Origin of the sequence: Kluyvera sp. EC_51 (assembly GCF_019584505.1) — a bacterium.
Classification (GTDB): Bacteria; Pseudomonadota; Gammaproteobacteria; order Enterobacterales; family Enterobacteriaceae; genus Kluyvera; species Kluyvera sichuanensis.
This window is the reverse complement of sequence record NZ_VDAG01000035.1, coordinates 46,859-67,352: the sequence shown is the minus strand read 5'-3', so window position 1 is coordinate 67,352 and position 20,494 is coordinate 46,859. Positions and strand designations below refer to the sequence as shown.

General features: G+C 56.5%; 18 protein-coding genes. 7 read left to right on the top strand and 11 right to left on the bottom strand.

Annotation, left to right across the window (positions count from 1 at the left end; translation table 11 throughout):
• The first annotated feature begins 26 nt into the window (after window positions 1-26).
• Window positions 27-1,178, top strand: coding sequence for a lactonase family protein (locus FHC49_RS09265; protein ID WP_220439613.1), 1,152 nt, complete (start codon window positions 27-29; stop codon window positions 1,176-1,178).
• A 22-nt stretch (window positions 1,179-1,200) separates the two neighbouring features.
• Entirely contained in the window at window positions 1,201-3,111 is a 1,911-nt protein-coding gene (locus FHC49_RS09260; RefSeq protein ID WP_220439612.1) for a transcription antiterminator, read from the top strand.
• Between the two features lie 17 nt (window positions 3,112-3,128).
• Here FHC49_RS09260 and nrdG read toward each other — a convergent pair whose 3' ends face one another.
• The 5 genes from nrdG to treR all read right to left on the bottom strand — a co-directional run bounded on the left by nrdG (window position 3,129) and on the right by treR (window position 10,495).
• On the bottom strand, window positions 3,129-3,593 hold the full coding sequence (nrdG, locus tag FHC49_RS09255; RefSeq protein WP_185669150.1) for an anaerobic ribonucleoside-triphosphate reductase-activating protein: 465 nt from the start codon (window positions 3,591-3,593) through the stop codon (window positions 3,129-3,131).
• A gap of 108 nt (window positions 3,594-3,701) precedes the next feature.
• Window positions 3,702-5,840 carry an anaerobic ribonucleoside-triphosphate reductase gene (gene nrdD / locus FHC49_RS09250; protein WP_185669151.1) on the bottom strand — a complete coding sequence of 713 codons (2,139 nt, stop codon included), beginning with the start codon at window positions 5,838-5,840 and terminating at the stop codon, window positions 3,702-3,704.
• Window positions 5,841-6,234: 394 nt separating this feature from the next.
• The gene (gene treC, locus FHC49_RS09245) at window positions 6,235-7,878 is read right to left on the bottom strand and encodes an alpha,alpha-phosphotrehalase (protein ID WP_185669152.1); all 1,644 of its coding nucleotides are present in this window, start codon (window positions 7,876-7,878) and stop codon (window positions 6,235-6,237) included.
• Window positions 7,879-7,932: 54 nt separating this feature from the next.
• Complete coding sequence (treB, locus tag FHC49_RS09240; RefSeq protein ID WP_185669153.1) at window positions 7,933-9,354, bottom strand: PTS trehalose transporter subunit IIBC; 1,422 nt, start codon at window positions 9,352-9,354, stop codon at window positions 7,933-7,935.
• A gap of 193 nt (window positions 9,355-9,547) precedes the next feature.
• Window positions 9,548-10,495 carry a trehalose operon repressor TreR gene (gene treR / locus FHC49_RS09235; RefSeq protein ID WP_220439611.1) on the bottom strand — a complete coding sequence of 316 codons (948 nt, stop codon included), beginning with the start codon at window positions 10,493-10,495 and terminating at the stop codon, window positions 9,548-9,550.
• Window positions 10,496-10,850: 355 nt separating this feature from the next.
• Here treR and mgtA point away from each other — a divergent pair, with 355 nt between their 5' ends.
• Window positions 10,851-13,559, top strand: a complete 2,709-nt coding sequence (mgtA, locus tag FHC49_RS09230; protein WP_220439610.1) for a magnesium-translocating P-type ATPase — start codon at window positions 10,851-10,853, stop codon at window positions 13,557-13,559.
• Window positions 13,560-13,703: 144 nt separating this feature from the next.
• On the opposite strand, the gene ridA is transcribed toward mgtA, so the two are convergent.
• The 4 genes from ridA to FHC49_RS09210 form a co-directional block, all read right to left on the bottom strand.
• A complete protein-coding gene (gene ridA, locus FHC49_RS09225) occupies window positions 13,704-14,090 on the bottom strand; it encodes a 2-iminobutanoate/2-iminopropanoate deaminase (RefSeq protein ID WP_000047541.1) in 387 nt (128 codons plus the stop codon).
• A 73-nt stretch (window positions 14,091-14,163) separates the two neighbouring features.
• Window positions 14,164-14,625, bottom strand: a complete 462-nt coding sequence (gene pyrI, locus FHC49_RS09220) for an aspartate carbamoyltransferase regulatory subunit (RefSeq protein ID WP_123651198.1) — start codon at window positions 14,623-14,625, stop codon at window positions 14,164-14,166.
• Window positions 14,626-14,638: 13 nt separating this feature from the next.
• Complete coding sequence (gene pyrB / locus FHC49_RS09215) at window positions 14,639-15,574, bottom strand: aspartate carbamoyltransferase (RefSeq protein WP_220439609.1); 936 nt, start codon at window positions 15,572-15,574, stop codon at window positions 14,639-14,641.
• Window positions 15,575-15,610: 36 nt separating this feature from the next.
• The gene (locus FHC49_RS09210) at window positions 15,611-15,715 is read right to left on the bottom strand and encodes a pyrBI operon leader peptide (RefSeq protein ID WP_072351778.1); all 105 of its coding nucleotides are present in this window, start codon (window positions 15,713-15,715) and stop codon (window positions 15,611-15,613) included.
• A 263-nt stretch (window positions 15,716-15,978) separates the two neighbouring features.
• On the opposite strand from FHC49_RS09210, the gene FHC49_RS09205 reads away from it, so the two are divergent.
• Window positions 15,979-16,431, top strand: a complete 453-nt coding sequence (locus tag FHC49_RS09205) for a YhcH/YjgK/YiaL family protein (protein WP_220439608.1) — start codon at window positions 15,979-15,981, stop codon at window positions 16,429-16,431.
• Window positions 16,432-16,516: 85 nt separating this feature from the next.
• Here FHC49_RS09205 and argF read toward each other — a convergent pair whose 3' ends face one another.
• Window positions 16,517-17,521, bottom strand: coding sequence for an ornithine carbamoyltransferase (argF, locus tag FHC49_RS09200; RefSeq protein WP_220439607.1), 1,005 nt, complete (start codon window positions 17,519-17,521; stop codon window positions 16,517-16,519).
• Window positions 17,522-17,681: 160 nt separating this feature from the next.
• Between argF and rraB the strand changes: the two genes are divergently transcribed.
• The 3 genes from rraB (at window position 17,682) to FHC49_RS09185 (ending at window position 19,872) form a co-directional block, all read left to right on the top strand.
• Complete coding sequence (rraB, locus tag FHC49_RS09195) at window positions 17,682-18,104, top strand: ribonuclease E inhibitor RraB (protein ID WP_035892780.1); 423 nt, start codon at window positions 17,682-17,684, stop codon at window positions 18,102-18,104.
• A 52-nt stretch (window positions 18,105-18,156) separates the two neighbouring features.
• Entirely contained in the window at window positions 18,157-18,915 is a 759-nt protein-coding gene (gene miaE, locus FHC49_RS09190; RefSeq protein ID WP_220439606.1) for a tRNA isopentenyl-2-thiomethyl-A-37 hydroxylase MiaE, read from the top strand.
• Window positions 18,916-19,041: 126 nt separating this feature from the next.
• Entirely contained in the window at window positions 19,042-19,872 is an 831-nt protein-coding gene (locus FHC49_RS09185) for a topoisomerase II (protein WP_220439605.1), read from the top strand.
• Between the two features lie 26 nt (window positions 19,873-19,898).
• Here the strand turns inward: FHC49_RS09185 and FHC49_RS09180 are convergent, their stop codons facing one another.
• Complete coding sequence (locus FHC49_RS09180; protein ID WP_185669168.1) at window positions 19,899-20,402, bottom strand: GNAT family N-acetyltransferase; 504 nt, start codon at window positions 20,400-20,402, stop codon at window positions 19,899-19,901.
• Window positions 20,403-20,494: the final 92 nt, after the last annotated feature.

Below are 20,494 nucleotides of genomic sequence, written 5' to 3'. Positions count from 1 at the left end.
CCCCACCGAACCATCAAGGAGTCACCATGCCAACCGCTCGTCACCTGCTTGTTGCTTCACTCTCTCTGCTTGCCGCCAGCGCCGTCGCGCAAACCCAGTACGCCTGGGTGGGAACCTACAACCCTAACGGCGAAGGTCTGTATCGCTTTACCGTCGATGGCAAAACCGGCGATCTGCGCGATAAAGCGCTCGTCAGTTCGCTGCCGAACGTCGCGCAGCTGACCGTCAGCCAGGATGGCAAAACCCTGTACGCCGCCAGCGAAGTAGAAAAAGGTGTAGTGCAGGCGTGGCGCATTGCCGCGAGCGGCGAGCTGAGCGAGCTGAATCAGGTGGCTTCCGGCGGCGCGGGCCCGGTCTATCTCTCGCTGACACCAGATGGCCGCCACCTGCTGGTGGCGAACTACGTGAGCGGCTCGATTGCCGTATTGCCGGTGAAAGAAGATGGCAGCCTGGGTGAGGCGGTGGATGCGCATCAGGATCAAGGTCCTGCGGGCGCAGCACGGCCGGCTGCTGCGGTTGAAGGCAGCTTTGCCGTCAGCGATCATAACGGCCCGCATGCCCATATGATCTCGGCCGATCCCAGCGGGAAGTTTGTCTTTTCGACCGATCTGGGGCTGGACAGGATCTATCAGTACCGTATGGACAGCGCCAGCGGCAAGCTGACGCCGAACGACCCGCCGTTTATCGCCGCATCGTCCGCCGGGGCGGGGCCGCGACATTTTGTCTTCACGCCTGCCGGGAATGGACTATGGTTGATTAACGAAGAAGCTTCCACGCTGACGTTTTATCACCTCGATAAACAGAGCGGACTGCTGCGCGAAGGGAAAACGGTCTCTGCCTTACCGAAAGAGTATAAAGGCACCAGCTTTGCCGCCGGTCTGGTATTAAGCCAGGACGGCAAACAGCTGTACGTCGCTAACCGCTTACACAACAGTATCGCCCACTTTACCGTGATGGCCGATGGCACCCTGAAACATCAGGATGATATCTGGACGCGTGGCGACTATCCGCGAACGTTAACGCTGGATAAGCAAGGGCACTGGCTCTATGTGATGAATCAGCGTAGCGACAATATCACCCGCTTTAGCGTAGCGCCGAAGGACGGAAAACTGACGTTCTCCCCGGACTACACCCCGGTTGGCAGCCCATCCCAGATGGTGATTTCTGCCACCCCTTAAGCCGTAACAGGAAGGAACCGACATGAGATTTCCCAATCAACGTTTAGCGCAACTCTTTACTCTGCTGCAAAACGAAACGCTGCCGCAGGATGAACTGGCGCAGCGCTTGTCGGTTTCGACCCGCACCGTACGCGCCGATATCACCGCGTTAAACGAGCTGCTGATGCATTACGGCGCGCAGTTTGTGTTGGCCCGCGGCAGCGGTTACCAACTGAAGATTGACGATCCGTCGCGCTATCAGCAGCTGGAAGCAACTGCGCCTAAGCCGCAGCACATTCCCCGCACTGCCCAGGATCGCATTCATTTTCTGCTGGTGCGTTTTCTGACGTCGGCGTTCTCTATCAAGCTTGAGGATCTCGCTGACGAGTGGTTTGTCAGCCGCGCGACGCTGCAGGGCGATATGGTAGAGGTACGCGAGCGCTTTCAGCGCTATCAGCTGACGCTGGAGACCCGCCCGCGCCACGGTATGAAGCTGTTTGGCAGCGAGGTATCGATTCGCGCCTGTCTGACCGACCTGCTGTGGGAGCTAAGCCAGCAGGGGCCGCTGAACCCGATGATCCGCCAGGAAGCGTTTGATGACAGCGTGCCAGCCATGCTGGAAGCCGTGTTGGAGGAGACGCTGGTGCGCCATCATGTCCGTCTCACCGACGTAGGGGAGCGCTTTATTTGTCTGTACGGTGCGGTCGTTGCGCGCCGTGTCAGCGACGGTTACCCGCTGGCCGATTTCAGCGCCGAAGAGGTCGCGCAAAACGTGCGCGATGTCGCCCATGACGTGGCCAGCGCGCTGCAAAAGCTCACCGGGAAACCGTTCTCTCAGGCCGAAGAAGCCTGGCTGTGCGTGCATCTTGCCGCCCGCCAGGTACAGGACGTCGACCCGGAAACCATCAGCGCCGACGACGACGAAGCGCTGGTGAACTACATCCTGCGCTATATCAATCAGCAGTATAACTACAACCTGCTGGAGGACGCGCAGCTCCACGCGGACCTGCTGACCCACATTAAGACCATGATCACCCGCGTGCGCTACCAGATTATGATCCCCAATCCGCTGCTCGATAACATCAAGCAGCACTACCCGATGGCGTGGGATATGACGCTGGCGGCGGTCTCGAGCTGGGGGAAATATACGCCGTATACCATCAGCGAAAACGAAATCGGTTTTCTGGTGCTGCACATCGGCGTGGGGTTAGAGCGCCACTACAATATCGGCTACCAGCGCCAGCCGAAGGTGCTGCTGGTGTGCGATGCCGGTAACGCCATGGTGCGGGTGATTGAAGCCATTCTGCAGCGTAAATATCCGCAGGTGGAGATTGCCGCTACGCTGTCCCAGCGCGAGTACGAACAGCTGGAAAGCGTGAGCGAAGATTTTGTCATTTCCACGGTGCGCATCAGCGAAAAAGAGAAGCCGGTCGTCACCATTTCACCGTTCCCCACCGATTACCAGCTGGACCAGATTGGCAAGCTGGTGCTGGTCGATCGCACACGCCCGTGGATGCTGAACAAGTTCTTCGACGCCGCTCATTTTCGGGTTATCGACGGCCCGATGGACCAGCAGACGCTGTTTGCCGAACTCTGCCAGCAGCTTGAGCAGGAAGGGTTTGTCGATGAAGCGTTTCATGCCTCGGTGGTGGAGCGTGAAGCGATTGTCAGCACCATGCTCGGCGATGGCATTGCGCTGCCGCACGCCCTGGGGCTGCTGGCGCAAAAAACTGTGGTCTACACCGTCATTGCCCCGCAGGGCATCGCCTGGGGCGACGAAACCGCCCACATCATCTTCCTGCTGGCGATCAGCAAAAGCGAGTATGAAGAGGCGATGGCTATCTACGATATCTTCGTCACTTTCCTGCGCGAACGCGCCATGGCACGCCTGTCGGCGACCCGCAGCTTTGATGAGTTTAAGGTGGTGGCGATGGAGTGCGTCAGCCGGTTTTGAGAGGCTGACGTAGGGCGTTAACGCAGGTGGTGCACCACCTGATTACTGCTACCGCGCCAGATAAGCGCCGGGTCTTTTAAGTCCTGCACAAACTTACCGTCAACCAGCACGTTGATAAGGTCGACGACCTCCCTCTGCGCAGCGTTCAGTTCGTCAATCTTGTAGCCGGTCCAGACCCAGATATCTTTGCCGGGGCATTCGGCGTGAATGCGCTGAACCAGTTTGAGAATTTCCGGTACGTTTTGCGGGTGCAGCGGGTCGCCGCCGGAGAGGGAAATTCCCTGGCGCTTGACGCGGGTGTCGTTCAGGTCGGCGATGATGCGGTCGGCCATCTCGGCGGTAAACGGCTGGCCGGAGTTCACGCGCCAGGTGCTCTTGTTGTAGCAGCCGGGGCATTCGTGAACGCAGCCGGAAACAAACAGCGTGCAGCGTGTACCCGGCCCGTTAACGATGTCGACGGGATAGTATTGATGGTAATTCATGTTCGCGTTCCAGATTTTCGGCCGGTATACGGTCGTGCAGCGTGCGGTAAAACGGTTCCCTCTCCCCTGAGGGGAGAGGGTTAGGGTGAGGGGACAAACCGCTCGAACTTAACCGAGCTGCCCGTTACCCAGGTGCTTAACGCGGCGTTTCACTTCTTCCTGCTTACCGGCGTTGAACGGACGGGCGTCCGGGCTGCCGAGGTAGCCGCACACACGGCGAGTCACGGAGACGCGCGCAGCGTCGTGGTTACCGCATTTCGGGCAGGTGAAGCCTTTGCTGGTGCACTCGAATTCACCGGTAAAGCCGCACTCATAACATTCGTCGATTGGCGTGTTGGTGCCGTAATACGGCACGTGCTGATAGCTGTAATCCCACACGTCTTCCAGCGCCTTCAGGTTGTGCTGAATGTTCGGGTACTCGCCGTAGCAAATGAAGCCGCCGTTGGCGATTGGCGGGTAGGCCGCTTCAAAATCAATCTTGTCGTACGGGTTCACCTTCTTCTCCACGTCGAGGTGGAAGCTGTTGGTGTAGTAGCCTTTGTCGGTCACGCCCTCAACGAGGCCAAACTCGGCGGTGTCCAGACGGCAGAAACGGTCGCACAGGTTTTCGCTTGGCGTGCTGTACAGGCTGAAGCCGTAGCCGGTTTCGTCTTTCCACTGGTCAACGGCGTCGCGCAGACGCTGAACAATCGCCACGCCTTTCTCACGCAGCATCTCGCTGTCGTACATATGCTGGTTGCCGAACAGCGCGTTGATGGTCTCGTGGATACCGATGTAGCCCAGGGAGATAGACGCACGACCGTTTTTGAAGATTTCGGAAACGTCGTCGTCCGCTTTCAGACGCACGCCGCAGGCACCTTCCATATAGAGAATTGGCGCCACGCGAGCTTTCACACCTTCCAGACGAGCGATACGGGTCATCAGCGCTTTACGCGCCAGCACCAGACGTTCGTCCAGCAGTGACCAGAACGTGGCTTCGTCGCCTTTGGCTTCCAGCGCGATGCGCGGCAGGTTGAGGCTGATTACGCCGAGGTTGTTACGGCCATCGTGAACCTGTTCGCCGTCTTCGTTTTCCCACACGCCAAGGAAGCTGCGGCAGCCCATTGGGGTTTTAAACGAACCGGTGACTTTCACTACCTGATCGTAGTTGAGGATGTCCGGATACATGCGCTTGCTCGCGCACTCCAGCGCCAGCTGTTTGATGTCGTAGTTGGCATCGCCCGGCTTGTGGTTCAAACCATCGCGAATGGCGAAGACCAGTTTCGGGAACACCGCGGTTTTGCGGTTTTTGCCGAGGCCCGCGATACGATTACGCAGAATGGACTGCTGAATCAGGCGAGATTCCCAAGTGGTGCCGAGGCCGAAGCCAAAGGTGACGAACGGGGTCTGGCCGTTGGCGGTATGCAGCGTGTTCACTTCATACTCCAGCGACTGGAAGGCGTCGTAGCACTCTTTCTCGGTACGAGAACGAGCATACTCTTCCGCGTTCGGAATCTGCCACTCTTCAGCGGTTTGGCGATGTTTGTTGAAGCTGGCGGTGACAAACGGTGCCAGCACTTCATCGATACGGTTGATGGTAGTGCCGCCGTAAATGTGGCTAGCCACCTGTGCGATGATCTGCGCGGTCACCGCAGTCGCGGTAGAGATGGATTTTGGCGGCTCGATCTCCGCGTTGCCCATCTTAAAGCCCTGCGTCAGCATGCCTTTCAGGTCAATCAGCATACAGTTGAACATCGGGAAGAACGGCGAGTAGTCGAGGTCGTGGTAGTGGATAACACCGCGCTCGTGCGCCATCACCACGTCGTGCGGCAGCAGGTGCTGGCGAGCGTAGTGCTTAGCGACGATACCGGCCAGCAGGTCGCGCTGGGTTGGGATCACTTTACTGTCTTTGTTGGCGTTCTCGTTCAGCAGCGCCGAGTTGGTCTGCTCAACCAGGCCGCGAATTTCCTGGTTCAGACGACCGCGTTTTTCGCGCTGGCTGTCGCGGTCGTGGCGATATTCAATATAGGCACGCGCGAGCTGCTTGTACGGCCCGGACATCAGCTGGTTCTCAACGGCGGTCTGAATCACGTTGATATCAACCTGCGCCTGGCCCTGCATTTGTTGGCTAACGATTGCTGCGACGGTGGCGCAATAGTCTGCGTCATCGACTCCCGCTGCTTTAGCTGCACGCAGAATTGCTTCTTTGATGCGCTCTGATTTGAACGGCACTTTACAGCCATCTCGTTTCATCACATGCGGTGTCATGATCACTCCAATTTTATAAGTACGTTATAAGAACAGGTTATCCACAGAGGCGGGAAAACGACGATTGGCGTAATCACTCCATTAACCAATACTTTCCCTCGTGTGCGGCCCAGGTTATCCACATACCGACTATCTTTTTGGTGATTATCATTGTTGCAATGATAGTCGATAAATACCATATGTTGGGCCGGGGCGCATTTTAAGTTCTATATGTAGTGATTTGCATCAAAGATGTTTGCGCTTTTATTGATTCAGAACAAAGTAAAAATGCAAGAGTACAGATGGCAAGCGTTGAGGGTAATGTAAATTTTGCTGCTCAATAAGTGTCCAAAAAAGGACCGAAAAACAGCGTGATGCGAAGAAGCCCGGCAGCAGGGCGCTACCGGGCCGGGGGTTAACGTTGAAGCCACCAGATAGCTTCAAACGGACGTAGCGTCATGCCAGCAGGGGTGTCGTAGTTGCTCATCAGCACCTCGCCATCGGTGGAGCCAGCCGGTGGCTCCCAGGCCTGCGGCTCGCCGCTGAGGTTGGCGGCGACCAACAGCGTTTGCCCCTGCCACTGACGTCGGTAGCACCACAGCGACGGGTGCTCAGGCAGCAGATCCTGGTAGTCGCCCCACGTCAGCACCGGTTCGGATTTACGCAGTGCAATCAGCTGTTGGTAGGCGTAAAACACCGAATCCGGCTCTGCCAGCGCGCGTTCGGCGTTGATCTCAGCATAATTGTGGCTGACGCCAATCCACGGTTTGCCTTCGGTAAAACCAGCGTTAGGGCTAGCGTCCCACTGCATTGGTGTACGGCTGTTGTCGCGGGATTTGCTGGCAAGAATCGCCAGTAGTTCGTCGGCATCACGCCCCTGCGCCAGCAGTTCGTTATACATGTTGTGGCTCTCCACGTCGCGGTACTGCTCAATCGTCGTGAAGTGCGGGTTGGTCATGCCAATCTCTTCGCCCTGATAGATGTACGGCGTGCCCTGCATCCCATGCAGCACCATTGCCAGCATCTTCGCTGCGGTGACGCGGTGTTCACCTTCGTCGCCAAAGCGCGAAACAATGCGTGGCTGGTCGTGGTTACACCAGAACAGCGCGTTCCACGCCCGGTTGTGCATTCCCTGCTGCCAATGGTTAAACAGTGATTTCAGCGCCACGAAGTCCGGGCGCGCCAGCGTCCACTTCTCGCCGCCAGGGTAGTCCACCTTCAGGTGGTGGAAGTTAAAGGTCATCGACAGCTCTTTGCCGTCGAGAGAGGCGTACTGCTGGCAGTTTTCAAGCGTGGTCGAGGACATCTCGCCGACGGTCATCAGGCCGCGCGGCGTAAAGACATCGCGGCTGAACTCCTGCAGGAACTCGTGGGCGCGCGGGCCATCGGTATAGAAACGGCGGCCGTCGCCCTGATGGTCATCCGGGAAGCTCTGGTCTTTGGAAATGACGTTGATAACGTCGAGGCGCAGACCATCAACGCCGCGATCGGCCCAGAACTCACAGACCTTTTTCAGCTCGGCGCGTACCGTCTCGTTTTCCCAGTTGAGATCCGCCTGTTCGGTAGCGTACAGATGCAGATAGTACTGGCCGCTAGCCGCGTCCCACTGCCAGGCGTTGCCGCCAAACTTCGAGCGCCAGTTATTCGGCGGGGTGTCCGGCGTGCCGTCGCGCCAGATATAGAACTGGCGATAGGGGCTCTCTTTGTTCAGCGACGCTTTAAACCACGCGTGGTGAGTGGAGGTGTGGTTCAACACCATATCGAGCACAATGCGAATGCCGCGCTGATGCGCCTCGGCAACCAGTTTGTCGAAATCGTCGATCGTGCCGTAAGAGGGGTCGATCTCGGTGTAATTGGCAATGTCGTAGCCGTTATCAACCTGCGGTGAAACGTAGAACGGCGTTATCCAGATGGCATCAACGCCGAGCTTTTGCAGATAGTCGAGACGTGAGGTGACGCCGCGCAGATCTCCCGTTCCGCTGCCGGTCGTGTCCTGGAAGCTTTTCGGGTAGATCTGGTAAATCACGCCGTTTTGCCACCAGTGAGGTAGTGTATTCATTCGGTTGTCCTCTAATAAGAATCAGGGGCGCAAGTGCGCCCCGAAGAAGGTGTATTACATGACGGGCAGCGTGCCCTGACGCTCTTTGCGTTTGTAGACCATCACCGTCAGGAGAATCGGTACCACGATGGTGATAATCATCGCGATGCTGTAGACGCCCCAGAAGGTTGGCTTAATCGACAGGATGCCCGGCAGGCCACCGACGCCGATACCGTTCGCCAGCACGCCGTACAGGCCGCACAGCAGGCCCGCGATGCCGGAACCGATCATCGCGCAGAGCATCGGGAAGCGGTACTTCAGGTTGATCCCGTACATGGCTGGTTCGGTCACGCCGAGGTAGGCGGAGATCGCCGCCGGAACGGAGATTTCACGCTCTTTGGCCTTACGGCTGCAAATGATGATGCCGACGACGGCAGAAGCCTGCGCGATGTTTGACAGGGCAATCATCGGCCATACCGGGGTACCGCCCATGCTCTGAATCATCTGCATATCAATAGCCAGCGTGGTCTGGTGCACACCGGTAATCACCAGCGGCGCATACAGGAAGCCGAACAGCGCGGCGCCAATCGGTGCGAAGCTGCCGGTCAGCAGGTGACGCACGGCGAAGGCTACACCGTCGCCAATCAAACGACCGAATGGCCCGATAATCGCGTGAGCGAGGAATACCGCCAGAATCAGCGAGCATACCGGCACGATGACCAGGTAGAGGTAGTCCGGCACGATGCGCTTAAGGCGCGTCTCAATGAAGCCAAGGGTCAGACCCGCCAGCAGCGCTGGGATAACCTGCGCCTGGTAGCCGACTTTGGCGATGGTAAACAGGCCGAAGTTCCACACTTCAGGCACCTGCTGACCTAGCAGGTAGGCGTTCATCAGCTGCGGGGAAACCAGCGTGACGCCGAGCACGATGCCGAGGATTGGCGTGCCGCCCATTTTCTTCACCGCAGACCAGCAGATACCAACCGGCAGATAGAAGAAGATCGCCTCACCAATCAACCACAGGAAGTCATAGATGGTTTGCAGCGACGGGTGCATCTGCGCCAGCGTCTGGCCGTTGCTCATCGGCAGGTCGCCGATCACGTTACGGAAGCCTAAGATCAAACCCCCGCTGATAAGCGCTGGCAGCAGCGGGAAGAAGATCTCAGCGAAGTGAGAAATCATCTGCTCGTGCCATTTCATATTCTGGCGAGCAGCCGTTTTGGCCTGCTCTTTATCTGCACCGGTCTGGCCGGTGGTGGCAAGCAGCGCCTGGTAGTAGTCGCCCACTTCCGTGCCGATAACCACCTGGAACTGCCCGGCGTTGGTGAAACAGCCTTTGACCATCGGCAACTCTTCGATAGCTTTCGGGGAGGCCTTAGCCGGATCGTTAAGCACAAAGCGCAGGCGCGTGATGCAGTGGCTGACGGTGGCGATGTTCTCGCGCCCGCCAACCAGCTCGATAAGTTTATCGATGTTCTTTTGGTCTATTTTTTTGCTCATGATAGGGCCTTAAAACAGAGGTGAGATCTCCCCGATACCGCCACTTCAGACGCTCTTGTTAGCGAGACATCTGACGGACTCAGGATCGAACCGTTATTAATACGCTGAATATTAGCGTAACGGGTTTGCGGTTTCGGGAAAATGGGAACGTTCCCGAAACGCTGCGGCGATCACATTAAAGCTGTTGTTAAGCTTAGGACAGAATGGCGGGGATCACGATCTGATGCGGTTCGCTCTTACCACTGATCTGGGCGATAAGCTGCTCTGCGGCGCGGTGTCCGGCCTCGGCGTAGCCGGGATCGACGGTGATAATTTCCGGGTGCAGGAACTTGGTCAGCGGCGTGTTACCGACGCTCGCCAACTGCACGTTATCGATGCGTTGTTCCTGAAGATACTTGCTCACGCCGAGGGCGAGGGTGTCCGTCGCGCAGATAAGCGCGGTGGTCTCCGGGGTGATAACCTGGCTTGCGAAGTCGTAACCCTGCTTCATCGCCAGGCCCGGCAGGGCGGCAACTGGTGTGAGCTTGTGGCGCTTGCAGAATGCCTGATAGGCATCGTGACGGCGCTGCCCGGTGGTGACGTCGGCAGGAGGAACGCCGAGGAAACTAATATGGCGATGGCCCAGTTCGAACAGGCGCTGCATCAGCTGCGTAATCGCCCCGGTGTCGTCATAACAGACGGAGGCAAAACCGTTGGCATCACGAGCCATCAGCACCAACGTCGAGTGCCAGTCGCCCAGAATCGCTTCGGTCACGCCGGTAAAGCCGAACAGGATCACGCCGTCAATATTGCGGCGTTTCAGCATCGCCAGATGCTCGACCACTTTCTCCGGTGAGAACTGGCTTTCCATCATGATGGGGTCATAGCCCTGCTCGTAGAAGGCGGGCAGCATGGTCTGTACCGCCAGATTTTCCGACAGCGAGTCCAGACGGGTGACAATAATCGCCACTACCTTATCGCTCTGCCCACGCATGGCGCGTGCGGAGCGGGAAGGGGAGAAGCCGTGCTGCGCCATCACCGCTTCGACACGTTCGCGGGTGCGGTCGCTGACGCCGCTTTCATTATTCAGCACGCGGGAGACGGTTGATTTCCCGACACCGCTCAGGCGAGCGATATCTTTAATAGTCAGCCGATTTTCCATAATAGTTGCCCCGCGTGAATATTTTATGCCGTCTACCTGATGGTTGACGTACCGTTGAATTGCCTGACGTTATTATATCGCTCTAATTGTCACAAACCTTATGAATTTCTGCGTATAATCCGCGGCGTTTTCTATTATCAATCTTACCGGAGGCTGTATGGATCCCGATCCCACCCGTCTCTCCATCTGGAGAGTAACTTTCCGGTAAGCCAGCTTTTCGCTGCCTTGCCGATGATGTGAGGCAGTGACACGTCTTAATGTCCCTGCAATAAAAATGAAGTGCCTTTACGGTACAGATTCACTGTGCCCACAGGCCTGTCTGCGGTTGCCTCCGGCGACTGCGGAGGACTTTTGTATGCTGAAAAATTTAACCCGGCAGCTGTTCGCGCAGCTTGGCCGCCATTTGCCGCGCCGTCTGGTACAGCGCGATCCTATGCCTTCTCAGCAGAGCGTTGCTCATACGCCTATTCCGCCATCGCTTAGTGAACAGTGCCTGAAAATGGCGCACCTCAGTGAACAGGCGCTGTGGGAAACCTTTAACACCCATCCGGAAGGGCTGAACGCCGCGGAAGTCGAGCAGGCGCGTGTCGCGCACGGCGAAAACAAGCTGCCAGCGCAGCAGCCGCAGCCGTGGTGGGTGCATCTGTGGCTCTGCTACCGTAACCCGTTCAACATCCTGCTGACTGTGCTGGCCGCCGTCTCTTACGCGACGGAAGATCTGTTCGCGGCGGTGGTCATCGTGCTGATGGTGGGCATTTCCACGCTGCTGAATTTTGTCCAGGAAGCCCGCTCGACCAAAGCGGCAGACACCCTGAAAGCGATGGTGAGCAACACCGCGACGGTGCTGCGCGTTATCAATGACAAGGGCGAGAGCAGCTGGGTGGAACTGCCTATCGACCAACTGGTGCCGGGCGATATCATCAAACTGGCGGCGGGGGACATGATCCCGGCCGACCTGCGCGTGATTCAGGCGCGCGATCTGTTCGTGGCGCAGGCATCGCTGACCGGCGAATCCTTGCCGGTTGAGAAAGTGGCACATACCCGCGAGCCGGATCAGACCAACCCGCTCGAGTGCGACACCCTGTGCTTTATGGGCACCAACGTGGTGAGCGGCACCGCGCAGGCGATGGTGATTGCTACCGGGGCCAACACCTGGTTTGGGCAACTGGCTGGTCGCGTGAGCGAGCAGGAAAGCGAGCCGAATGCGTTCCAGAAAGGCATCAGCCGCGTCAGCATGCTGCTGATCCGCTTTATGCTGGTGATGGCGCCAATTGTGTTAGTTATCAACGGCTATACCAAAGGCGACTGGTGGGAAGCGGCGCTGTTTGCGCTTTCCGTCGCGGTGGGCCTGACCCCAGAAATGCTGCCAATGATCGTCACTTCGACGCTGGCGCGCGGGGCGGTGAAGCTGTCAAAACAGAAGGTTATCGTTAAGCACCTCGACGCGATTCAGAACTTTGGCGCGATGGACATCCTCTGCACCGACAAAACCGGTACGCTGACCCAGGATAAAATCGTGCTGGAGAACCACACCGATATCTCCGGCAAGGTGAGCGAGCGCGTGCTGCAAACCGCATGGCTTAACAGCCACTACCAGACCGGGCTGAAAAACCTGCTGGATACCGCGGTGCTGGAAGGGGTGGATGAAGTGGCGGCCCGCGAGCTGTCGACCGCCTGGCAGAAAGTGGATGAGATCCCGTTTGATTTCGAACGTCGCCGCATGTCGGTGGTGGTCAGCGAAAAGCCAGATGTGCATAAGCTGATTTGCAAAGGGGCGCTGCAGGAGATCCTCAACGTCTGTACGCAGGTCTACCATAACGGTGAAATCGTGCCGCTGGACGAGACCATGCTGCGCCGTATCAAACGCGTGACCGATACCCTGAACCGTCAGGGGCTGCGCGTGGTGGCGGTGGCGAGCAAGTTCCTGCCAGCGCGTGAAGGCGACTATCAGCGCATTGATGAGTCCGATCTGATCCTCGAAGGCTATATCGCGTTCCTCGATCCACCGAAAGAGACCACCGCACCGGCGCTGAAAGCGCTGAAAGCGAGCGGCATCACCGTGAAAATCCTCACCGGCGACAGCGAGCTGGTGGCGGCGAAAGTGTGCCACGAAGTGGGGCTGGATGCGGGTGACGTGATTGTCGGCAGTGAGATTGAGCACCTGAGCGATGACGAGCTGGCGAAGCTTGCCCAGCGTACCACGCTGTTTGCTCGCCTGACGCCGATGCATAAAGAGCGCATCGTGACGCTGCTGAAACGCGAAGGGCATGTGGTGGGCTTTATGGGCGACGGCATCAACGATGCGCCAGCGCTGCGTGCGGCGGACATCGGTATTTCCGTGGACGGCGCGGTGGATATCGCCCGTGAAGCGGCAGATATCATCCTGCTGGAAAAGAGCCTGATGGTGCTGGAAGAGGGGGTGATCGAAGGTCGCCGCACCTTCTCGAACATGCTGAAGTACATCAAGATGACCGCCAGCTCCAACTTCGGTAACGTCTTCAGCGTGCTGGTGGCCAGCGCCTTCCTGCCGTTCCTGCCAATGCTGCCGTTACACTTACTGATTCAGAACCTGCTGTACGATGTATCCCAGGTGGCGCTGCCGTTTGATAACGTCGATGACGAGCAGATTCGTAAACCGCAGCGCTGGAACCCGGCCGATCTGGGCCGCTTTATGGTGTTCTTCGGGCCAATCAGCTCGATCTTTGACATTCTGACCTTCTGCCTGATGTGGTGGGTGTTTAAAGCCAACACGCCAGAAATGCAGACTCTGTTCCAGTCCGGCTGGTTTATTGAAGGGCTGCTGTCGCAGACGCTGATTGTGCATATGATTCGTACTCGCCGCATTCCGTTCGTGCAGAGCCGTGCCGCGTGGCCGCTGTTCGCCATGACGCTGCTGGTGATGGCGATTGGTATCGCACTGCCGTTCTCACCGCTGGCAAGCTATCTGCAACTGGAAGCATTGCCGCTGAGCTACTTCCCATGGCTGGTAGCGATTCTGGTGGGTTATATGACGTTCACGCAGATGGTGAAAGGGTTCTTCACCCGTCGTTATGGCTGGCAGTGATGAGTGAGATCCCGGGGTCACTGCGTTCGCCCGGGCTACGTTCGTGCTTCCTGTAGCCCGGCCAAGCGAAGCGCCGCCGGGAAACCCACCGTACTAAAACAAAAAAGGCAGCCATCGGCTGCCTTTTCTTCATACTGCGTGCAATCAGCGACGCACGGCAATCGCTTCGATTTCAATCTTCACGTCTTTCGGCAGACGCGCCACTTCTACGCAGGAACGCGCTGGGAAGGTGGCGTTGTGCTCGGTGAAGAAGGCTTCGTAAGTGGCGTTAACGGTCGCGAAATCGTTGAGATCTTTAACGAATACGGTAGTTTTCACGATATCGCCCACTTTCAGGCCAGCGGCCTCAACGATAGCTTTCACGTTTTCCAGCGACTGACGCGCCTGAGCAGATACGTCTTCCGGCACGCTGCCGGTTTTCGGGTCTACCGGGATCTGACCGGAAGTGATGATCATGCTGCCCAGGTCAACGCCCTGAACGTATGGGCCGATCGCTGCTGGTGCATTTTCCGTCGCAATAGTTTTGCTCATGATATCTCCAGATGAACTGCAGTATTAAGGTGTTAGCCATTATAGAGAGGCAACATTTCAATACCAACCGCAATTAGTTGGCCAGCACCACATAATGAGAAAACTCTTTTTCACAGTATTTGCATTTGAGTGCAACGTCATCGGCACGTTTTTTCACTGCAAAGCTAGAGGAAACCGGTTCGGCATGGCTAATACAGTTGCTGTTCGGGCACACCAGCACGCTCTCGATGCGCTCCGGCAGGCTCGGGCGCGATTTGCCCACCACTTCATAGTTATCGATGCGGTTAACGGTCGCCTCTGGTGCGTACAGCGACAGCTGGTTGACCTGCTCATCGGTCAGGAAGGTATTTTCGATTTTAATCAGGTCTTTACGCCCCATCTCGCCGGATGGCAGGTTCAGGCCGATGGTGATGCGCTGGTCGGTTTCGGTCAGCTTGAACAGGGTTAGCAGCTTAAAGCCAACCTGGGCCGGGATATGGTCAATTACGGTGCCGCGTTTGATGGCTTCTACTTGTAATTTGTTATCGTGTGTCATCGTCGTTTCCCCCTTACAGAGCCAGTTCGCTATTCAGTACCAGTGCCAGTAACGCCTGGCGGGCGAAGATGCCGTTGCCGGCCTGCTGGAAGTACCAGGCGTGCGGCGTTTTATCGACATCGGTGGTGATCTCATCAATGCGCGGCAGCGGGTGCAGCACCTTCATGTTATCGCGTGCGCCGACCAGATCCGCCGCGCGCAGGATGAACTGTGCCTTGACGTTGGCGTATTCGGACGGGTCGAGGCGCTCTTTCTGTACGCGGGTCATATAGAGAATATCGACTTCAGCCATCACTTCGTCGATGGCGCTATGCAGGCTCCAGACAATGCCTTTCTCATCGAGCATGTCGAGGATGTACTGCGGCATGGCCAGCGCGTCCGGGGCGATAAAGTAGAAGCGATTGCCGTTAAACTTCGCCAGCGCCTGGGTCAGCGAGTGGACGGTGCGGCCGTACTTCAGGTCGCCGACCATGGCGATGTTCAGGTTTTCCAGGCGGCCCTGGGTCTCCTGAATGGTGAACAGGTCCAGCAGCGTTTGCGTTGGGTGCTGGTTCGCGCCATCGCCGGCGTTCAGTACCGGAATGTTGCCGGAGAACTCGGTGGCCAGACGCGCCGCGCCTTCCTGCGGGTGGCGCATGACGATGGCGTCAACGTAGGTGCTAATCACCGAGATGGTGTCGGCGAGGGTTTCGCCTTTCTTACCGAGCGAGGTGTTGGCGCTGTCGGAGAAACCGACCACGCTGGCCCCCAGACGGTGCATGGAGGTTTCAAAAGAGAGACGGGTGCGCGTCGAGGCCTCGAAGAAACAGCTGGCGATCACTTTGTGCTTCAGCAGCTCCGGCTGTGGGTTCGCTTTCAGGCTGGCGGCGGTCGCCAAAACCAGTTCAAGGTCTTCGCGGCTGAGATCGTTTATGGAAATGATGTGTTTTTGATACAGCGGATTAGCCATGGTTATCTCCTGACGACGGCGCAAAAAAAAAGCCCCTTAAATAAGGGGCTTTACGAATACGGATGCTACGGAAAGGAAAAACGGCAGGCCAGCGTCTGTTTTCAGACGCGGTAAGACGCGATGTCGTACACACTGAACCATAATTCCTCCCGGCAAAACGGGTGGCATTATACGCAGCTTTATCTGGCAATCAAGCGTCTGATTCACATTTTAATCAACGAAAACGATTCTCATACAATAAAAATTCATTTTTTATGCGTATAAATTCAATTTTTATGCAGGGCAGAAAAAGTGTGCGCTAAACCAGCAGGATGGCAGAGTCATGATAAAAAGTACTGGTATGGTATCGCGAATTTACGTATAACAACTGAAAATTGAAACATTGTTTTATTTGTGGAGTCATCATGATTATTGGCAACATCCATCACCTTCAGTCCTGGCTGCCGGAAGAGCTGCGTCAGGCTATTATCCACCTTATGGCGAACGTTACCGATGCTACCTCGGAAGGGAAATATGATATCGACGGCAACCGCCTGTTCTATATGATCTCTGAGAACATGACCGAACCGTTTGCCGATCGTCGTGCGGAGTATCATGCACGTTATCTGGATATCCAGGTGGTACTGAAAGGCCAGGAAGGAATGGCGTTCAGCACCCAGCCTGCGGGCGAGCCGGACACCGATTGGCTGGCGGACAAAGATATCGCGTTTCTGCCGGAAGGCGTGCAGGAAAAGATGGTGGTGATGAGCGAAGGTGACTTCGTGGTCTTCTACCCAGGTGAAGTCCACAAGCCGCTGTGCGCGGTGGGGCAGCCTGCGAAAGTGCGTAAAGCGGTTGTGAAACTTCTGGTCGAATGACGAACGGTAGCCCGGACGAAGTGCGATAGTACCGACTCCGGGGTTTTCCCGGCGTCGCTGCGCTCGGCCGGGCTACATTGTGAGCTTATTTGCTTAGCGTTGCGACCATCACCGCTTTGATGGTGTGCATCCGGTTTTCCGCCTGATCGAACACGATGCTGGCCGGAGATTCAAACACCTCATCGGTCACTTCCATCCCGCCGTGCATGCCGTACTCAGCGGCCATTTTCTTACCTACGGTCGTCTGGTCATCATGGAACGCAGGCAGGCAGTGCAGGAATTTCACCTGCGGATTGCCGGTCAGTTTCATCATGGCGCTATTCACCTGATAGCCGCGCAGCAGCGCAATACGCTCCGCCCACTTCTCTTTGGCTTCGCCCATCGATACCCACACGTCGGTGTAGATAAAGTCCGCGCCCTTCACGCCTGCGGCAATATCTTCCGTCAGGGTTACGTTACCGCCGTTCTTCTGCGCCAGCGCTTTGCACTCTGCGACCAGGCTCGCTTCTGGCCAGCATTCCTGTGGTGCCACCAGACGCAGATCGAGACCGGTTAATGCCGCGGCTTCCAGCATTGAGTTACCCATGTTGTTACGCGCATCGCCAGCATAAACCAGCGTCATTTCGTTGAACGCTTTGCCCGGCAGGTGTTCCTGCATGGTCAGCAGATCCGCCAGCAGTTGGGTTGGGTGGAACTCATCGGTCAGGCCGTTCCATACCGGCACGCCGGAATACTCGGCCAGCGTTTCCACCACTTCCTGGCCGTAGCCACGGTACTGGATGCCGTCGTACATGCGGCCCAGCACGCGAGCGGTGTCTTTAATCGATTCTTTGTGGCCAATCTGGCTGCCGCTGGATCCAAGATAAGTGACGCGAGCGCCCTGATCGTATGCGGCAACTTCGAAAGAGCATCGTGTACGGGTTGAGTCTTTTTCGAAGATGAGCGCGATGTTTTTACCGGTCAGGTTCGGCGACTCCGTGCCGCTTTTTTTATCCGCTTTTAGTTTTGCTGCGAGCTGCAGCAGGGTGGTGATTTCTGCAGGGGTAAAATCGAGTAATTTTAAGAAGTTCTTTTTATACAGAGTAGACATAATTCCCTCACCTGGCTCAAGCCACTTATTGAATTAAAATTCACTTTATATGGATGAATATTCATTTGCAACCCCAATAACAAATCTTTATCGGAAAGGTGGAGGCAATGGCAACGGTATGTGACAATAAGAGTATCAGCCACATTATGAGGAACGAGCCATGGCAAACCCTGAACATCTGGAAGAACAGCGCGAAGAGACCCGTCTGATCATTGAAGAACTGCTGGAAGACGGCAGCGATCCTGATGCGCTGTACACCATCGAACATCACCTTTCCGCAGACGATTTCGAAAGTCTGGAGAAAGCGGCGGTAGAAGCGTTCAAGCTGGGCTACGAAGTGACGGAACCGGAAGAGCTGGAAGTGGAAGAAGGCGACACCGTGATCTGCTGCGATATCCTGAGCGAAAGCGCGCTGAACGCAGAGCTTATCGACGCGCAGGTTGAGCAACTGATGAACCTGGCTGAGAAATTTGAAGTGGAATACGACGGTTGGGGAACCTACTACGAAGACCCGAACGGCGAAGAGGGTGATGACGACGACGAAGATTTCGTCGACGAAGAAGACGACGGCGTACGTCACTAAGTCATCATATACCCTACGGCAGCACCCGCTGCCGTAGGGCAAGGATTTTGGTATGGATTACCCGCAAATACTCTCCCCGGTTCTCAACTTCCTGCACTGTAAAACGCCTCAGGCGTGGCTCGATAAAGCCCGCGATCCGGCCAATCTCCCTCTGCTGCTGACCGATCATTTAGTCTGTGAGCTAAAAGCGGCGCAAACCGCGATGCTGCTGGTGCGTAAATATGTGGCGGATAAAGAGGGCGCTCAGGCGCTGCTCGACTGGCTGAAGCCCTATGAAGCTTTCACCTTTCGCGACGGCGTTGAGCCAGACTTTACCGCGCTGCATAAACAGATGGGTAAAAGCGCGATGCCGCAGACCGACGACCCATGGGGACGGCAGCTTATCGACAGCATGGTGCTGCTGATAAAAGAGGAGTTGCACCACTTCACACAGGTGCGTGAGGCGATGCTGAAGCGCAATATCCCATACGTGAAAATCACCGCCAGTCGCTACGCTAAAGGGATGCTCAAAGCGGTGCGCACGCATGAACCCCTTACCCTGATTGATAAGCTGATTTGCGGGGCGTACATCGAAGCCCGCTCCTGCGAACGCTTTGCCGCGCTGGCGCCGTATCTGGATGATGATCTGCAGGCGTTTTACCTGTCGCTGCTGCGTTCAGAAGCGCGGCACTATCAGGACTACCTGACGCTGGCGCAGCAAATCGCTGACGGCGATATCAGCGAGCGGGTGCGTTTCTTCGGTGAAGTGGAAGCGTCGCTTATCACCGCTCCGGATGAAGAGTTCCGCTTCCACAGCGGCGTGCCCGCATAGTTGTTCTCAGCTTCCCGGCAGAAAAATCTGGTGGCTGGAAATGCCTCACCTTTGCCGCAATAATCGACACACAGAACAGGAAAGCATAATTCCCGGCATATTTGTCGATTTGGCTAAGGATAATCAATGAACTGGGCACACGTATTACTGGCAGGGTATATCGGGGCGGTTATCGCCATCATCGTTGGCGTATTTCGCAAAAAAGGTTGGATTGGCAAGGTCGCAGGTGGTGTGATTTTTGTCGTTGCAATTGTTGGCTGGAACCTGTTCGACGTGCACTACCTGATCCCGCGTGAAAACCCGGACTATGGTCTAAGCGAAGCGCAGAAGTTTGAAAATGCGATGCTGACCATGCCGGTTTACCAGGTGCTTAAAGCGCAGGAACCCGCGCTTTGGGAGCATATTCGTAATCAGGCTGCACAGATGAAAGAGGCGGGGAAAAGCGAGCAGCAGATCATCGATGCTATACAACCACAGATTCTTCAACTACAGATGGCGCGTTTGCAGCAGGCACCTGATGCCAATGTTATCGAGTATATGAAGATTAACCTCGAACAGATTGCTGCGGTCAAGAATGTGGGAGATGACGAATGTTTTCGTTTTCTGTTCCCTGCGGTGAAAGGGGGAATTAACCCGGTTCGCCTTATTCCGAACGAGATTATGGCGCGGCGTATGGCGAGCGATATAGCAATGATGAACGCCGCCTATGGCCCTGGCAAGCATACGGTCACGGCGGAGGAAAAACAGTTAGCGCTGGAAGATCTGCAAGCGATTAGCCCGGGGCTGGTACAGCGCTACGGACCGGACATTCAGATTATGGCTGACCCGAGCAAAGGCGTGGGTAAAGAGAAAATGGCTTGTGAAATGGTACAGGAGCTCTGGACTCAGGTTCTCAAGCTGCCGACCGCGCGTGCCGCCGGCGTGATTCGTTTCACGCTCTCTGCCGAGATGCAATAAGGTAGACCGAGCCCTTCTGATTCCTCTCAGAGGGGCTTTAACATCCGCACTTCACAATCGACATGCCCGGTGCAGCCCAGCGGCTCGGCGATATGTTCGAATCCCAGATGTTCATAAAGACGAATAGCTTCTGTCAGAAACGCCGTGGTCTCAAGGTAGCACTGCTTAAAACCCTGCTCGCGGGCGTGCTCAAGCGCCATCAGCGCCAGCTTTTTCGCCAGCCCCTGACCGCGTACGCTCGGCAGGAAATACATCTTTTGCAGTTCGCAAATATCCGGCTCGCTACAGCCTAACGGCGCGACGCCGCCGCCACCTACCACCTGACCATTCTGCTCAACCACCCAGTAGGCCGCACCCGGCTGGCTGTAAACCTGAAACAGCTCGTCCAGATTGGGGTCGGCCACCGTGTAGCCTTTATCGGCGGTCAGGCCGTGTTCGGCAGAGACCTGGCGGATAACGTTGGCAATGGCGGCGTTGTCGTCAGCCGTAAGGCGACGCAGCGTTGCAGAGACAGGGGTAATGACACTCATAGCGAACTCATGACGTAAACGTGGAACATATGCAGTTAATAACACTGCGGGGAGGGGGAGTGCAAGCGAGGATAATTCAGGAGGTTGGAACC

Coding starts and splice junctions, on each gene's coding strand:
- pyrI (WP_123651198.1), bottom strand. CDS start 14,625: ATGACACACGATAACAAATTACAAGTAGAAGCCATCAAACGCGGCACC.
- FHC49_RS09265 (WP_220439613.1), top strand. CDS start 27: ATGCCAACCGCTCGTCACCTGCTTGTTGCTTCACTCTCTCTGCTTGCC.
- nrdD (WP_185669151.1), bottom strand. CDS start 5,840: ATGACACCGCATGTGATGAAACGAGATGGCTGTAAAGTGCCGTTCAAA.
- rraB (WP_035892780.1), top strand. CDS start 17,682: ATGGCAAACCCTGAACATCTGGAAGAACAGCGCGAAGAGACCCGTCTG.
- ridA (WP_000047541.1), bottom strand. CDS start 14,090: ATGAGCAAAACTATTGCGACGGAAAATGCACCAGCAGCGATCGGCCCA.
- argF (WP_220439607.1), bottom strand. CDS start 17,521: ATGTCTACTCTGTATAAAAAGAACTTCTTAAAATTACTCGATTTTACC.
- FHC49_RS09260 (WP_220439612.1), top strand. CDS start 1,201: ATGAGATTTCCCAATCAACGTTTAGCGCAACTCTTTACTCTGCTGCAA.
- treR (WP_220439611.1), bottom strand. CDS start 10,495: ATGGAAAATCGGCTGACTATTAAAGATATCGCTCGCCTGAGCGGTGTC.
- mgtA (WP_220439610.1), top strand. CDS start 10,851: ATGCTGAAAAATTTAACCCGGCAGCTGTTCGCGCAGCTTGGCCGCCAT.
- treB (WP_185669153.1), bottom strand. CDS start 9,354: ATGAGCAAAAAAATAGACCAAAAGAACATCGATAAACTTATCGAGCTG.
- miaE (WP_220439606.1), top strand. CDS start 18,157: ATGGATTACCCGCAAATACTCTCCCCGGTTCTCAACTTCCTGCACTGT.
- FHC49_RS09210 (WP_072351778.1), bottom strand. CDS start 15,715: ATGGTTCAGTGTGTACGACATCGCGTCTTACCGCGTCTGAAAACAGAC.
- nrdG (WP_185669150.1), bottom strand. CDS start 3,593: ATGAATTACCATCAATACTATCCCGTCGACATCGTTAACGGGCCGGGT.
- pyrB (WP_220439609.1), bottom strand. CDS start 15,574: ATGGCTAATCCGCTGTATCAAAAACACATCATTTCCATAAACGATCTC.
- treC (WP_185669152.1), bottom strand. CDS start 7,878: ATGAATACACTACCTCACTGGTGGCAAAACGGCGTGATTTACCAGATC.
- FHC49_RS09180 (WP_185669168.1), bottom strand. CDS start 20,402: ATGAGTGTCATTACCCCTGTCTCTGCAACGCTGCGTCGCCTTACGGCT.
- FHC49_RS09205 (WP_220439608.1), top strand. CDS start 15,979: ATGATTATTGGCAACATCCATCACCTTCAGTCCTGGCTGCCGGAAGAG.
- FHC49_RS09185 (WP_220439605.1), top strand. CDS start 19,042: ATGAACTGGGCACACGTATTACTGGCAGGGTATATCGGGGCGGTTATC.